Origin of the sequence: Curvibacter lanceolatus ATCC 14669 (assembly GCF_000381265.1) — a bacterium.
GTDB lineage: Bacteria > Pseudomonadota > Gammaproteobacteria > Burkholderiales > Burkholderiaceae_C > Curvibacter > Curvibacter lanceolatus.
Genome location: NZ_KB906260.1, coordinates 221947 through 236669, shown reverse-complemented (window position 1 = coordinate 236669; position 14723 = coordinate 221947). Strand labels below are relative to the sequence as shown.

Annotated in this window: 14 protein-coding genes and 1 pseudogene; 9 read left to right on the top strand and 6 right to left on the bottom strand. The window is 64.9% G+C overall.

What is annotated here, in order from left to right; all coding sequences use genetic code 11:
• The first annotated feature begins 66 nt into the window (after positions 1-66).
• Positions 67-591, top strand: coding sequence for a phosphoribosyltransferase (locus F624_RS0116175; protein WP_019575368.1), 525 nt, complete (start codon positions 67-69; stop codon positions 589-591).
• 67 nt (positions 592-658) lie between these two features.
• Here F624_RS0116175 and F624_RS0116170 read toward each other — a convergent pair whose 3' ends face one another.
• Positions 659-2716: a heavy metal translocating P-type ATPase gene (locus F624_RS0116170; protein ID WP_245573648.1), complete on the bottom strand. Its 2058-nt coding sequence runs from the start codon at positions 2714-2716 to the stop codon at positions 659-661.
• 521 nt (positions 2717-3237) lie between these two features.
• Here F624_RS0116170 and F624_RS35845 point away from each other — a divergent pair.
• A complete protein-coding gene (locus F624_RS35845) occupies positions 3238-3525 on the top strand; it encodes a hypothetical protein (protein WP_245573647.1) in 288 nt (95 codons plus the stop codon).
• Between the two features lie 24 nt (positions 3526-3549).
• Here the strand turns inward: F624_RS35845 and F624_RS0116160 are convergent, their stop codons facing one another.
• The 4 genes from F624_RS0116160 to F624_RS0116145 all read right to left on the bottom strand — a co-directional run bounded on the left by F624_RS0116160 (position 3550) and on the right by F624_RS0116145 (position 5871).
• Complete coding sequence (locus F624_RS0116160; protein WP_019575364.1) at positions 3550-4098, bottom strand: NUDIX hydrolase; 549 nt, start codon at positions 4096-4098, stop codon at positions 3550-3552.
• A 68-nt stretch (positions 4099-4166) separates the two neighbouring features.
• A complete protein-coding gene (locus F624_RS0116155) occupies positions 4167-4673 on the bottom strand; it encodes a hemerythrin domain-containing protein (protein ID WP_019575363.1) in 507 nt (168 codons plus the stop codon).
• A gap of 139 nt (positions 4674-4812) precedes the next feature.
• Complete coding sequence (locus F624_RS0116150; RefSeq protein WP_019575362.1) at positions 4813-5508, bottom strand: fumarylacetoacetate hydrolase family protein; 696 nt, start codon at positions 5506-5508, stop codon at positions 4813-4815.
• A gap of 54 nt (positions 5509-5562) precedes the next feature.
• Positions 5563-5871, bottom strand: a complete 309-nt coding sequence (locus F624_RS0116145; protein WP_019575361.1) for an antibiotic biosynthesis monooxygenase family protein — start codon at positions 5869-5871, stop codon at positions 5563-5565.
• Between the two features lie 68 nt (positions 5872-5939).
• Here F624_RS0116145 and maiA point away from each other — a divergent pair, with 68 nt between their 5' ends.
• The gene (maiA, locus tag F624_RS0116140; protein ID WP_019575360.1) at positions 5940-6578 is read left to right on the top strand and encodes a maleylacetoacetate isomerase; all 639 of its coding nucleotides are present in this window, start codon (positions 5940-5942) and stop codon (positions 6576-6578) included.
• Complete coding sequence (pgeF, locus tag F624_RS0116135) at positions 6557-7435, top strand: peptidoglycan editing factor PgeF (protein ID WP_019575359.1); 879 nt, start codon at positions 6557-6559, stop codon at positions 7433-7435. Before maiA ends, pgeF begins: the two co-directional genes overlap by 22 nt.
• Here pgeF and F624_RS34120 read toward each other — a convergent pair.
• A complete protein-coding gene (locus F624_RS34120) occupies positions 7352-7708 on the bottom strand; it encodes a hypothetical protein (RefSeq protein WP_084679536.1) in 357 nt (118 codons plus the stop codon). The two genes, pgeF and F624_RS34120, sit on opposite strands and share 84 nt — an antisense overlap.
• Positions 7709-7799: 91 nt before the next feature.
• Between F624_RS34120 and phaC the strand changes: the two genes are divergently transcribed.
• From phaC to F624_RS0116110, 5 genes and pseudogenes are all read left to right on the top strand, one after another.
• A complete protein-coding gene (phaC, locus tag F624_RS0116130) occupies positions 7800-9512 on the top strand; it encodes a class I poly(R)-hydroxyalkanoic acid synthase (protein WP_019575358.1) in 1713 nt (570 codons plus the stop codon).
• A gap of 102 nt (positions 9513-9614) precedes the next feature.
• On the top strand, positions 9615-10793 hold the full coding sequence (locus tag F624_RS0116125) for an acetyl-CoA C-acetyltransferase (protein WP_019575357.1): 1179 nt from the start codon (positions 9615-9617) through the stop codon (positions 10791-10793).
• A gap of 129 nt (positions 10794-10922) precedes the next feature.
• Positions 10923-11660 (top strand): acetoacetyl-CoA reductase, encoded by a 738-nt coding sequence (gene phbB, locus F624_RS0116120; RefSeq protein WP_031255246.1) that lies wholly within the window; start codon positions 10923-10925, stop codon positions 11658-11660.
• A 213-nt stretch (positions 11661-11873) separates the two neighbouring features.
• Positions 11874-13103 (top strand): annotated as a pseudogene (locus F624_RS0116115) (cation:proton antiporter domain-containing protein); the annotation flags it as partial.
• 242 nt (positions 13104-13345) lie between these two features.
• Positions 13346-14713 (top strand): dicarboxylate/amino acid:cation symporter, encoded by a 1368-nt coding sequence (locus F624_RS0116110; protein ID WP_019575354.1) that lies wholly within the window; start codon positions 13346-13348, stop codon positions 14711-14713.
• Positions 14714-14723: the final 10 nt, after the last annotated feature.

The following is a 14723-nucleotide window of genomic DNA, read 5'->3' as shown; positions in this document are numbered from 1 at the left end:
CATGAATAATGAGCCCGTCGCAAGCGTGCGGCGGGCTTTTTAGCGATCTATCCAGGAGCAAATCAGATGCTGACCGAAGACGGTAAACACCTGTACGTGAGCTACGACGAGTACCACAGCCTCATCGAGAAGCTGGCCATCAAGATCCACCAATCGGGTTGGCAGTTCGACACCATCCTGTGCCTGGCGCGCGGGGGCATGCGCCCGGGCGACATCCTGAGCCGCATCTTCGACAAGCCGCTGGCCATCATGTCCACCAGCTCGTACCGCGCCGAAGCCGGCACGGTGCAAGGCCACCTCGACATCGCACGCTTCATCACCACCCCCAAGGGTGAGATCGCCGGCCGTGTGCTGCTGGTCGATGACCTGGCCGATTCGGGTCACACCCTGAACGCGGTGATCCAGATGCTGAAGAACAACTATGCCCCCATCACCGAGCTGCGCAGCGCGGTGATCTGGACCAAGCAGCTGTCCATCTTCACGCCCGACTACTCGGTGGAATACCTGCCCACCAACCCCTGGATCCACCAGCCCTTCGAGAGCTACGACAGCCTGCGCCCCGAAAAGCTGCTGGAGAAGTGGAAGATCTGAGTCTTTCACTCGATCCAAGCTGTCGGCCACCGCACGTCCCAGTCGGTGGCCGATTTTTTTGGGGGCTTCAGGCCGCAGGGCGCCGCAGCGGATAGCGCAGCAGGCGCAGCGCGTTCACCACCACCAGCAGGGTCGAGCCTTCATGGAACAGCACGGCGGTGCCCATGTTCAGGCCCAGCAGGGTGGCGGGCAGCAGCAGGGCCACCACCCCCAGGCTCACCCACAGGTTCTGCCGGATGATCCGGCTGGTCTGGCGTGACAGCCCGACCGCAAACGGCAACTGGGCCAGGTCATCACCCAGCAGGGCGACGTCGGCCGTCTCCAGCGCCACATCCGACCCCGCCGCCCCCATGGCGATGCCGACCGTGGCATGGGCCATGGCGGGGGCGTCGTTCACGCCATCGCCCACCATGGCCACCTGGCCGCCATCGGCCCGCAGTGCCTGGATGGCCTGCACCTTGTCCTCGGGCATCAACTCGCCGCGGGCTTCGGTGAGGCCGATGGCGTGGGCCACGGCCTCGGCCACCTGCTGGTTGTCACCCGAGATCATGATCAGGCGTTGGATGCCCAGCGCCCGCAGCGCCTGCATCACCGCGGCGGCGCCGGGGCGGGGGGTGTCCATCAGCCCCAGCACGCCCAGATCGCGTTGCCCCAGGCGGACCAGCATGGTGCTTCGCCCCGCCTGCTCCAGCGCCTCGCGGGCCTGCTGCAGCGTCGCGTCGGGGGCGGCCAGGCCCAAGCGGCTGAACAGGGCCGGTTTGCCGATGCAGGCGGTCTGCTGGCCCACCCGGGCCGTCACGCCCAGGCCTGTGAGGCTTTGCAGGCCCAGCACCTCGGGTACGCTGGCCAAAGGCCCCAGGCGCTCCTGGGCCCCTTCCACCACGGCGGCGGCCAGCGGGTGGTCGCTGTGGCGTTCGACCGCCAGGGCCACCGTCAGCAGTTCTTCATCGGAGACCCCGGCCGCTGGCTGAACATCGGTCAGCCGGGGCTTGCCTTCGGTCAGAGTGCCGGTTTTGTCGAAGGCCATGGCATCGAGGCGCCCCAGGCTCTCCAGCGGGGCGCCACCCTTGATCAACACCCCGCCATGCCCGGCACGGGCCACGCCGCTGAGCACGGCGCTGGGCACCGAGATGGCCAAGGCGCAGGGGCTGGCCGCCACCAGCACCGCCATGGCGCGGTAGAAGCTGGCCGAGAACGGCTCATCCACCACCACCCAGGCGAACAGCAGCAGCAACACGAAACCCAACACCAGGGGCACGAACACACGCTCGAAGCGTTCGGTGAAGGTCTGCGTGGGCGAGCGCTGGGTCTGCGCCTCGGTGACCAGCCGCACCATGCGGGCCATGGTGGATTCGCTGGCCACGCGCGCCACCACCACCTCCAGCGCACCCCGCCCATTGAGGCTGCCGGCAAACACCCGATGCCTGGCGGGCAGGCGCGCGAAATCGCGCAGGGCCGTCTGGGGTGTGCTGACGGGCACCTTCTCGACGGGCAAGCTTTCCCCGGTGATCGGGGCCTGGTTCACGCTGCTCTGGCCGGCCAACACAAAGCCATCGGCGGGAAAGCGCTCGTTGGGTTTGACCAGGACCTGGTCGCCGGCACGCAAGGTGCTCACGTCCACCTCGCGGGTGTGCTCGCCTTCGCGCAGGGTGGCCCGTTCCGGCGCAAACTGGGACAGGGCCTCGATGGCCCGCCGGGCCCGCCCCATGGCAAAGTGCTCCAGGGAGTGGCCCAGGCTGAACAGGAACAGCAGCAGGCCGCCCTCGGCCCATTGCCCCAGGGCGGCTGCACCGGCAGCCGCCACCAGCATCAGGGTGTCGATTTCGAACCGGCGCGCGCGCAGGTTGGCCAGGGCTTCACCCACGGTGAACCAACCGCCCGCCAGATAGGCCAGGGCATAGCAGGCCAGCGCCATCCAGCCCGGTGAGATCGGCCAGGTCTCCAGCAACCATCCCCCGAGCACGAAAACGCCTGCCAACAAGGCGAACACCAGTTCAGCATGCTCGCCCAGCGGGCCACCATGGGCATGCTGGTGTCCGTGTCCGTGTCCGTGTCCGTGTCCGTGTCCGTGGTCATGGTCATGGTCATGGTCATGGTCATGGTCATGGTCATGCGGGGGCGCCATGGATTCTTCCTTCCGAATAGGGGTGGTGGGGCGCCAGGGACGCTGCCCTGGCTTCAAACGATTGTCGTCCATGCCCCTTGTCCCTGAGATCTTTCATGGCAAGGCGGGAGCCCCTTGGCTGCTTGAGCGCTTAGGCGAGCGGCTTCGCCAGTCAGCATTGGGTGTGGGTATGAAACACATCCATGCCGATGTTTACAAAAAGACAAGACCGAAGCCCACGCTGGCGCGTTAAGGTCCCATCAACACTAGGAGTTAACGCCGTGCTTAAGAAGTCAATGTCATTGGTCTGCTCGATCAATCCGATTCGCCACTCTAAGGGCCTGAGATCGGGTTTGCTCGCGCTGGCCCTCGGGGCTCTGAGCGCTGGGGCCGCTCATGCTCAGGCCTATGTCAACCTCACGGTCGGGGGCCCCATGGCCCCTGGGGTCTATGGACAAATCTCGGTGGGCAGCAACCCTGTGCCTCCCATCATCAATACGGCACCGGTTGTCATCGGTCAGCCTGTTTTTGGTGCGGCGCCAATGTATCTGTATGTGTCTACCGTCGAGTACCGGAACTGGGGTCGCTATTGCCACCGCTACCAGGCCTGTGGTCGGCCGGTGTACTTTGTGCGGGTGGACGATCGGGATCGCTGGTGGGAGCGCCGTGGTGAGGGCCCGCATGGCCCGGGGCGTGGCTTTGAGCGCCATGAGGAGCGTGGCCACGATCGAGGCGAGCACCGCGGCTGGGACCGTGACGGGCGCGGGCCAGGGGGTGATCGTGGTGATCGGGGCGAAGGTCACGGAGAGCGTCACGGCGATCGCCGCTGAGCGGATTCCGATCGCCGTCAGGCCTCAGGCAATGTCGATCTGGTGGATGTCGTAATGGCCACGGCGCCGATCGGCGAAATAGCACTCCAGCGTTTCCTTGACGGTTCTGAAGGCGATTTCGTCCCAGGGGATTTCGTGCTCCTCGAACAGCCGGGCCTCGATGGTTTCGTGGCCAGGGTGGAAGGTCTCGCTGAGCAGGCGGGCCCGGTAGAAAAGATGCACCTGGCCCACCCGGATCACGTTCAGGATGCTGAACAGGCCCTCGAGTTCGAACAAGGCGCCAGCTTCTTCCTGGGTTTCGCGCGCGGCGCCCTGGGCGGTGGATTCTTCGAGCTCCATGAAGCCCGCCGGCAGCGTCCACTTGCCCCAGCGCGGCTCGATGTTGCGCTTGCACAGCAGCACCTTGGTGCCCAGGTAGGGCACGGTGCCCACCACGTTGAGCGGGTTCTCGTAATGGATCGTGTGGCAGACCGTGCAGACGGCCCGTGGTTTGGTGTCTCCGTCGTCCGGAATTCGATAGGCCACGACCGAACCGCAGTTGCGGCAGTGCTTGATGGGGCTGCGATACGTCATGCCGCGAGTGTACGGGCAAGTGTGGCGCCGACCGGTTCAGGGGGCCATCGCCAGGGGCCCCGCAGGTGTCAGGCCCGGACCAGGGCGGGCAGCTCGGTCAGCCGCCGCGCCACCACCGCCGCCCAGCGGGCCTTGGATTCGGGGTAGATCAGCGACTCTTCCAGGGCGATGTGGCCTTCGCACAGGCTCAGGAACACCTCGGCATAGTGCTGAAACTCGGCCGGGTCGGTCCAGCCGTGGCCGTCGGCCATGGCGCGCAGTTGCGGGGCCAGCTCGATCCAGTTCTCTTCGATCCAGCCATGGTCCTGCTGCAGGGTGCGGATGGTCTGGGCCAGCGAGGCATCGGCCGAGGCCAGCAGCGGCGGAAACACGCTGCGCTCTTCCTCGGCATGGTGATCGCGCGAGGTGCCTGAGAAAAAGGCCTCGATGGCCGCGGCCTGCTGCTGGGCCCATGGGTCTACCCCGGTCTCGGCAACGTGCTTGACCAGAGCCTTGAGGGCCTGGAGGTGGCTGGCGATCTGCTGGTGGCAGGCATCCAGGGCTTCAAAGTCGGCGGGTTCGGTGACCGTGCTCATGGCGTGCTCCTGTGAATGGGATGGCTCCATCGTAGGACGCGAGCGCCAGGCTTTCTTAAGCCATGTCAAGGCTTGTGCGGAAATGAAAAAGCCCCTTGCGGGGCTCGGGGATCAGCTTGCCGGGGCGGTGGCCGGCCGATCAGGCGATCCGCACGTTCAAGTGGCCCAGGCCGGTCACGCCGCCCTCCAGCAGGTCACCCTTGACCACGGCAGCCACGCCCTCGGGGGTGCCGGTGTAGATCAGATCGCCCGGGCTCAGCTCCCAGGCGGCAGACAGGTGTTCGATGGTCTCGGCGATGTTCCAGATCAGCTTGGAAATCTGGCTGGACTGGCGTTCCTGGCCGTTCACCTTGAGCCAGATGGCGGCCTGGCTCAGGTCGCCGGCCTGGGCCGCGGGGGTGATGGGGCCGATGGGCGCGCTGTGATCGAAGCCTTTGCCGATGCACCAGGGGCGGCCTTGCTTCTTCATTTCGTTTTGCAGGTCGCGGCGCGTCATGTCCAGGCCCACGGCGTAGCCGTAGATGTGCTTGTGCGCATCGGCGGCCGTGATGTTGCGGCCCCCGGTCCCGATGGCCACCACCAGTTCGATCTCGTGGTGCAGGTTCTGCGTCAGGCTGGGGTAGGGCATGGTGCCGGTTTCGCCGGCGTTCACCACCACCAGCGCATCGGCCGGCTTCAGAAAGAAGAAGGGCGGTTCGCGGCCGGTGAAGCCCATTTCCTTGGCATGTTCTTCGTAGTTGCGGCCCACGCAGTAGATGCGGCGCACCGGAAAACGGTCGCTGGTACCCAGCACCGGGACGCTCACCGGGGGAGCGGCAGGGATCACATAGCTCATGTCAGCCTTTCAGGTCGTCTTGCAGCAGGGAAGTGGACAGAGGTGGTGGGCGCTTCAGTTACCGTCTGAATGGGCCACCAGCTCAAAGTGCTCCACCACCGGCGGCGCCGCAAAGAAGGGGCCCACAATGGAACGCCATTGCGCAAACAGCGGCGAGCCGCGGAAGCCTTCGGTGTGGTCTTCCAGGGTGGCCCAGAAAATCTGCAGCACATAGCGCTCGGGCGATTCGATGCCATGGTTCACGGTGAAGCCGTGAAATCCCTTGGCCTGGCTGATCACGGTGCGCAGGCCACGCTCGATGGCCTCCTCGAAGGCGGCCTGCTGGCCGGGTTGGATGCGGATGTCGGCAAGTTCGAGAATCATGGGGCGTCTCTTTGATGGCTGGGTCAATGATGCCCTGGAGTCTACCGTCAGCCCTTATCCTTGCGCTCATGAAGCTCTTCAACTATTTCCGATCTTCCGCCTCGTTCCGGGTGCGCATCGCCTTGCAGCTCAAGGGCCTGCCTTATGACTACCAGCCGGTGCACCTGGTCAAGGGCGAGCACCGTGCCCCGGCCTATGCCAGCCTGGTGGGCGACGCCCTGGTGCCCATGCTGGAGGTGGACGGTGCCCACCTGACGCAGTCGATGGCCATCATCGAGTACCTCGATGAAACCCACCCCGAACCGCCCCTGTTGCCAGCCGACGCTCTGGGCCGGGCCCGGGTGCGCGCCCTGGCGCAGACGATTGCCTGCGAGATCCACCCGATCAACAACCTGCGCGTGCTCAAGTACCTGTCGCAAGAACTCCAGGTCGACGACGAGGCCAAGAACACCTGGTACCGCCATTGGGTGCGCCAGGGCCTGGAAGCCTTCGAGCGCCAACTCGCCCAGGCCGGCACCGGGCGCTTCTGCCACGGCGACACCCCCGGCCTGGCTGATTGCTGCCTGGTGCCCCAGATCTTCAATGGCCAGCGCTTCAAAGTGAACTTCGAGGGCCTGGACCGCACCCTGGCCGTGTTCGAGTCCTGCATGGCCCTGGAGGCCTTCCAGCGGGCTCAGCCCTCGCAGTGTCCGGACGCCGAGGCCTGAACGTGGCGCAGTCTTCAGTCTCAGCGCCGGCCAGCGCAGCAGCCCCCTGGTTCGAGCCTGAATGGCCAGCCCCGGCCTCGGTGCGTGCGCTGTTCACCACCCGCCATGGGGGTGTCAGCGCGGCCCCTTGGGATGCCCTCAACCTGGGCGCCCACGTGGGTGACCGGCCTGAGCATGTGGCGCAGAACCGGGCCCTGCTGCAGGCCGCAGTGCATGAAAGAGGCGGCGGCGAGCTGCTGTTTCTGAACCAGGTGCACGGCTGTGACGTGCTCGACCTGGACAGCCAGGCCCCTGGCGAATCCCTGTCAGGACGGGCAGCGGACGGTTCCATCACCGGCCAACCCGGCCAGGCCCTGGTCATGATGGTGGCCGACTGTCTGCCTGTGCTGATCACCGACCGTGCTGGCCAGCGTGTAGGTGCCTTTCATGCCGGCTGGCGTGGTTTGGCCGGCGAGCAGGGGCGCGGTATCCTGGAATCGGCCGTCGAGGCCTTTGTCCGGGCACGGCCACAGGCCCCTGTGCTGGCGGCCTCAGAGCTGCTGGTCTGGCTGGGGCCCTGCATCGGACCTGCGGCCTTTGAAGTGGGTGAGGAGGTGCGTCAAGCCTTCTGCAGCTTCCAGGCTGAGGCCCTGGGTCTGTTCCAGCCCGTGCCGCAGCGGCCCGGTCATTGGTTGGCCGATTTGGCCGGCCTGGCCCGGCTGCGCCTGCGTGCCGCCGGTGTCAGTGCCGTGTATGGGAACGATGGCACAACCGCCTGGTGCACCCACACCCAATCAGCGAGCTTCTTCTCGCACCGGCGCGACGGCCACCGGCTCGGCGGCACCGGTCGCATGGCGGCCTGCATCTGGCGGGTCTGACAGGGGCTCTGTGCTGGCGGCTACGTTCGTCGGATCGATCGGCCCAACGGGTGTTGACGCGCCCATGGCCAGCGCCGCATCTGCCGCCTCTCGTTTCTTGGCGGCCTTTCGTCTTGCTGGTGCCCCCATCAGATACAGCACGATCGACATCGGCAGCAAGCCATAGAGTACAAAGGTGACCAATGCGCCCAGCAATGTTCCCGTGGTGTTGGTGGCTTCTGCCACAGCCATCATGACGGCGACATACATCCAGGCGATAAGAACAAGGTACATGTTGATATAAATACGTGATCAAGCTGCAGAGTCTGCAAGAATCCGGATCAACCCCAATCATTTTTCAACGGACAGTTCATGAGGAGACAACATGAATTCTGAAGCACAGTGGGGTCAAAGCGCCCAGCAATTTCAACACATGCTGAGCGAGGGCTGGGGCAAGGCCCTGCAGGCGTTCCAGCAACTGGGGCTTCCTTCGCTGCCCACGGCCGCCGCCGCGCCCGTGCCCCCAATCAGCTTTGATACCGAAAAGCTCCAGGCGCTGCAGCAGCAATACGTGAAAGAGGCCACCGATCTCTGGAACGCCAGCCTCTCGGGCACCCCTGAGGCGCGTGACCGGCGCTTTGCCGGCGAAGCCTGGGGCAGCAACCCGCTGGCCAGTTTCACGGCGGCGGTCTACCTGCTCAACAGCCGCAGCCTGGCCGGCCTGGCCGAGGCGGTCGAGGCCGACGACAAGACCCGCGCCCGGATCCGTTTTGCGGTGGAGCAATGGGCGGCGGCCTCGGCGCCCAGCAACTTCCTGGCCTTCAATGCCGAAGCCCAGAAGAAAGCGCTGGAAACCCAGGGCGAGAGCATCGCCAAAGGCCTGCAGAACCTGATGCACGACTTGCAGCAGGGCCACATGAGCCAGACCGATGAAAGCCTGTTCGAAGTGGGCCGCAACGTGGCCACCACCGAGGGCGCCGTGGTGTTCGAGAACGAGCTGTTCCAGCTGATCGAATACAAACCACTGACCGCCAAGGTCCATGAGCGCCCGTTCCTGCTCATCCCGCCTTGCATCAACAAGTTCTACATCCTCGATCTGCAGCCCGAGAACTCGCTGATCCGCCACCTGGTGGCCGAAGGGCACCGCACCTTTGTGGTGAGCTGGCGCAACCCCGACGAGAGCATGGGCCAGAAGACCTGGGACGACTACATCGAGCACGCCGCCATCCAGGCCATCCACACCGTGCAGGACATCACCGACGCCAAGACCCTCAATGCGCTGGGCTTCTGCGTGGGGGGCACCATCCTGGGCACGGCACTGGCGGTGCTGGCCCAGCGCGGTGAGAAGCCGGTCGAGTCGGCCACCTTCCTGACCACCTTCCTTGATTTTTCGGACACCGGCATCCTGGACCTGTTCATCGACGACGCCTTCGTCAAGTTCCGCGAAATGCAGATGGGGCAGGGCGGCCTGCTCAAGGGGCAGGAGCTGGCCTCCACCTTCAGCTTCCTGCGGCCCAACGACCTGGTCTGGAACTACGTGGTGGGCAACTACCTCAAGGGCGAAACCCCGCCGGCCTTCGACCTGTTGTACTGGAACAGCGATTCCACCAACCTGCCCGGTCCGTTTTACGCCTGGTACCTGCGCAACACCTACTTCGAGAACAACCTGGTCAAGCCGGGCAAGGCGGTGGTCTGCGGCGTGCCCGTCGACCTGGGCAAGGTTGACATCCCCGTCTACCTGTACGGCTCGCGTGAGGATCACATCGTGCCGATCACGGGGGCCTATGCGTCCACCCGTCACCTGCCGGGCAAGAAGCGCTTCGTGATGGGGGCCTCGGGCCATATCGCCGGTGTGATCAACCCACCGGCCAAGAAGAAACGCAGCCACTGGATTCGCAGCGACGGCAAGTTGCCAGCCACCCATGCCGAATGGCTGGCGGGTGCCCAGGAGCACGCAGGCAGCTGGTGGACCGACTGGACCGAATGGCTGGCGGGCCATGCGGGCAAACTGGTTCCCGCCCCCAAGACCTACGGCAAGGGGGCCAAGTACAAGGCCATCGAACCGGCCCCGGGCCGCTACGTCAAGCAAAAAGCCTGATCCGGGAAAAACCCAGGTCCGGTTTCATTTTTGCCGGTCCTGGACAAGACATACTGAGCCCTGTACGCACTGATTTTTTGACCAACAAACACTGGAGCACACATGGAAGACATCGTCATCGTTTCGGCCGCCCGCACGGCCATCGGCAAGTTTGGTGGCTCGCTGGCCAAGATTCCGGCCACTGATCTGGGCGCACTGGTGATCCGCGAAGTTCTGGCCCGCAGCGGCCTGTCTGCCGATCAGGTGGGCGAAGTGATTCTGGGCCAGGTGCTGGCCGCGGGCGCCGGCCAGAACCCGGCACGCCAGGCCGTCATCAAGGCGGGTTTTGACAAGGGCACGCCGGGCCTCACGATCAATGCGGTGTGCGGCTCGGGCCTCAAGTCGGTGATGCTGGCGGCTCAGGCCGTGGCCTCGGGCGACAGCGACATCGTGATCGCTGGCGGCCAGGAAAACATGAGCCTGTCGCCGCACGTGCTGCCGGGCTCGCGTGATGGCCAGCGCATGGGCGACTGGAAGATGGTCGACACCATGATCGTCGACGGCCTGTGGGACGTCTACAACCAATACCACATGGGCATCACAGCCGAGAACGTGGCCAAGAAATACGGGGTCACCCGCGAGCAGCAGGATGCCCTGGCCCTGGCCTCGCAGCAGAAGGCTGCAGCCGCCCAGGAAGCCGGCCGCTTCAAGGACGAAATCGTCCCCGTCACCATCCCCCAGAAGAAGGGCGATCCGCTGGTGTTCGATGCCGACGAGTTCATCAACCGCAAGACCAATGCCGACGCCCTGGCGGGCCTGCGCCCTGCCTTCGACAAGGCCGGCAGCGTGACCGCCGGCAACGCCTCGGGCCTCAACGACGGCGCTGCCGCCGTGATGGTCATGAGCGCCAAGCGTGCCGCCAGCCTGGGCTTGAAGCCGCTGGGCCGCATCGCCAGCTTTGCCACCTCGGGTCTGGACCCGGCCTACATGGGCATGGGCCCGGTGCCGGCCTCCACCAAGGCCTTGCAACGCGCCGGTTGGGCGGCTTCCGAACTCGACCTGCTCGAAATCAACGAAGCCTTCGCGGCCCAGGCCTGTGCCGTGAATCAAGAGATGGGCTGGGACACCAGCAAGGTGAACGTCAATGGCGGCGCGATCGCTCTGGGGCACCCGATTGGTGCTTCGGGCTGCCGCATTTTGGTGACACTTCTGCATGAGATGCAACGACGTGATGCCAAGAAGGGCATCGCCTCCCTGTGCATCGGGGGTGGCATGGGAGTTGCCCTAACCATTGAGCGTTGATTTGCCGTTCAAAATGGCAAACAGGTCGGGCCTGGTGGCCCGCCAAACAGGAGAGCGTGCTGCAGCAGCGCTCCCAAACAGGCGCAATAGCTATTAATTGCATAGCAAAAACATAATCAGGAGCGATTCATGAGTCAAAAAGTAGCGTACGTCACCGGTGGCATGGGTGGCATCGGAACCGCCATCTGCCAGCGCCTGCACAAGGAAGGATTCAAGGTCATCGCTGGCTGCGGCCCGACCCGCGACTTCAGCAAGTGGCTGGCCGAACAAAAGGCCCTGGGCTACACCTTCCACGCCTCGGTCGGCAACGTGGGCGATTGGGATTCCACCGTCGAAGCCTTCGGCAAGGCCAAGGCCGAGCATGGCTCGATCGACGTGCTGGTGAACAACGCCGGCATCACCCGCGACCGCATGTTCCTCAAGATGACCCGCGAGGACTGGGACGCCGTGATCGAGACCAACCTCAACAGCATGTTCAACGTCACCAAGCAGGTGGTGGGCGATATGGTTGAAAAGGGTTGGGGCCGCATCGTCAACATCTCGTCGGTCAACGGCGAGAAGGGCCAGGCCGGCCAGACCAACTACTCGGCCGCCAAGGCTGGCATGCACGGCTTCACCATGGCCCTGGCCCAGGAACTGGCCAACAAGGGCGTGACCGTGAACACGGTGAGCCCGGGCTACATCGGCACCGACATGGTCAAGGCCATCCGCCCTGACGTGCTCGACAAGATCGTGGGCACCATTCCCGTCAAGCGCCTGGGCGAGCCCAGCGAAATCGCCTCCATCATCGCCTGGCTGGCGTCGGACGAAGGGGGTTACTCCACCGGCGCTGACTTCTCGGTCAACGGTGGCCTGCACATGGGCTGATGCACATGGGCTGAAGAAAGCCTTGCTTTCAGTCGACCCCGCCCCCTGGCGGGGTTTTTTTTCGTCTTTTTTGAACAATCACGCCGACGAACGGGAACCATGAGGGGATGATCGATTCCGATGGGGAGGCTTTACAGCCCATTTACCGCGCCGCCAGGATGTCTGCCACGGCGGCATCCTGCCCACCACCACCCCAATGAGGACCTTCTGCCCATGCCCCACAGTGTTTCCCTGATCAGCACGATTGCCGTGGGCCTGGGCCTGTCCCTGATCCTGGGCTTCGTCGCCGTGCGCCTGCGCCTGCCTGCCCTGGTGGGTTACCTGGTCACGGGCATGATCGTGGGGCCCTTCACCCCGGGCTTCGTGGCTGATGCCGAAATCGCTTCGCAGCTCGCCGAGATCGGCATCATGCTGCTGATGTTCGGCGTGGGCCTGCATTTCTCCTTTGCCGACCTGATGGCGGTGCGCCGCCTGGCCCTGCCTGGGGCCGTGGTCCAGATGACGGTGGCCACCTTGATGGGCATGGGGCTGGCCTGGGCCTGGGGCTGGGCCTTGGGGCCGGCCCTGATGCTGGGGCTGGCCTTGTCGGTGGCCAGCACGGTGGTCTTGCTGCGAGCCCTGGAGTCCTTTGGGCTGACCGATTCCTTCACCGGGCGGGTGGCGATCGGCTGGCTGGTGGTGGAAGACCTGGCCATGGTGCTGGTGCTGGTGCTGCTGCCGCCCCTGGCGGGCGTGCTGGGCGGGCCGGCCCAGGCGGAAGCCGCCGCCGGCAGTGCCTCCTTGCTGGGCACCTTGGGGCTCACGTTGCTGCGCGTCGGTGCTTTTGTGGCGGTGATGCTGGTGCTGGGGCGCCGCCTCTTCCCCTGGTTGCTCAAGCAGGTGCACCGCACCGGCTCGCGCGAGCTCTTCACGCTGTGCGTGGTGGCGGGTGCCGTCAGCATTGCCTATGCCTCCGCGGCGCTGTTCGGCGTGTCGTTTGCGCTGGGCGCCTTTTTTGCCGGCATGGTGATGCGCGAGTCCGAGTTCAGCCACCAGGCCGCGGAAGAATCCCTGCCGCTGCGGGATGCCTTTGCCGTGTTGTTCTTTGTCTCGGTCGGCATGTTGTTTGACCCCCAGGTGCTGATCGACCGCCCGCTGCAGGTGCTGGGGGTGGTGTTGGTGATCATGCTGGGCAAGACGGTGGCCGCCGCCTTGCTGGTGGTGGCCCTGGGTCAAACCTTGAGCACGGCTTTGCGCATCGCGGCCAGCCTGGCGCAGATCGGTGAGTTCTCGTTCATCCTGGTGGGCCTGGGGCGCACGCTGGGCCTGCTGCCCGCCGAGGGCCAGAGCCTGGTGGTGGCGGGGGCGTTGATCTCGATTGCACTGAACCCGCTGTTGTTCGGTGCTTCCGGGCCGTTGTGCGCCTGGCTGTGTCGGCATTCGGCCCTGGCGCGTCGGTTGGAGTCGGCCGGCTAGCCACCTCCACAGGTTCGTCGCGCAGCCTCTTCTTCCAACGCGACCCGGCTCGCTGGCCGGCGGGTTCTTTGTGAGTAGATGCTTACCCCTGAAACCCTTTGTGGCATGCCTTTGCGCCTTTGTGACACCGCGGCGTCTGTTGTGGAATCCCACAATGCCGACGTGTTTCACGGGCTATACAATCGCGCCCACTTCCGAGCAGGCCGGGGCGTTCCTCGGGCTTTTTTGATATGACCGCAAACCAAAACAAACTTCAAACCAGCGCAGTCACCAGCCCCGCCAAGCGGCCGCTGTACAAGTCTCTTTATGTGCAAGTTCTGGTCGCTGTGACCATCGGGGTCTTGCTGGGGCACTTCAACCCCGGCTTGGGCGCCGACATGAAGCCCCTGGGTGACGGCTTCATCAAGCTCATCAAGATGATCATCGCCCCCATCATCTTCTGCACCGTGGTGGTGGGCATTGCCGGCATGGAAGACATGAAGAAGGTCGGCAAGACCGGTGGCCTGGCGCTGATGTATTTCGAGATCGTCAGTTCGCTGGCCCTGGTGGTCGGTCTGGTTGTCGTGAACGTGCTGGCCCCGGGTGAGGGCATGCACGTCGACCCCAGCACGCTCGACACCAAGGGCATCGCGGCCTACACCGGCCCGGGCAAGATGCAGGGCACGGTCGACTTCCTGCTCAACGTGATCCCCAATTCGGTGGTGGATGCGTTTGCCAAGGGCGAGATCCTGCAGGTGCTGCTGTTTGCGGTGCTGTTCGGCTTTGCCCTGCACAAGTTCGGCGGTCGCGGCACCCTGGTGTTCGACTTCATCGAAAAGACCTCGCATGTGCTGTTCGACATCGTGGGCATCATCATGAAGGTGGCTCCGATCGGCGCCTTTGGCGCCATGGCCTTCACCATCGGCAAGTACGGCATCGGTTCGCTGTTCAGCCTGGGCAAGCTGATGGGCTCGTTCTACCTGACCTGCCTGATCTTCATCTTCCTGGTGCTGGGCACCATCGCCCGCGTGCACGGCTTCAGCGTCTGGAAGTTCATCAAGTACATCAAGGAAGAACTGCTGATCGTGCTGGGCACCTCGTCCTCCGAGTCGGTGCTGCCTCGCATGATGGAAAAGATGGAAAACCTCGGTGCCCGCAAGTCGGTGGTGGGCCTGGTCATCCCCACGGGCTACTCGTTCAACCTGGACGGCACCTCGATCTACCTCACCATGGCCGCCGTCTTCATCGCGCAGGCCACCGACACCCCCATGACCCTGGTGCAGCAGCTGACCCTGCTGGCCGTGCTGCTGCTGACCTCCAAGGGCGCCGCCGGTGTGACCGGCAGCGGCTTCATCGTGCTGGCGGCCACGCTGTCGGCCGTAGGCCATGTGCCGGTGGCCGGCCTGGCGCTGATCCTGGGCATCGACCGTTTCATGTCCGAGGCCCGTGCCCTGACCAACCTGGTGGGCAACGGTGTGGCGACCCTGGTGGTGGCCCGCTGGACCGGCGACCTCGACATGCAGCGCCTGCAGGCCGGCCTGAACAACGAGACCTGGCAGGAGGCCGACGCCCCCGAGGTCTTGCTCGATCAGAAGCAGGAAAAGTTCGGCGGCCATTGAGCGCCAGCTC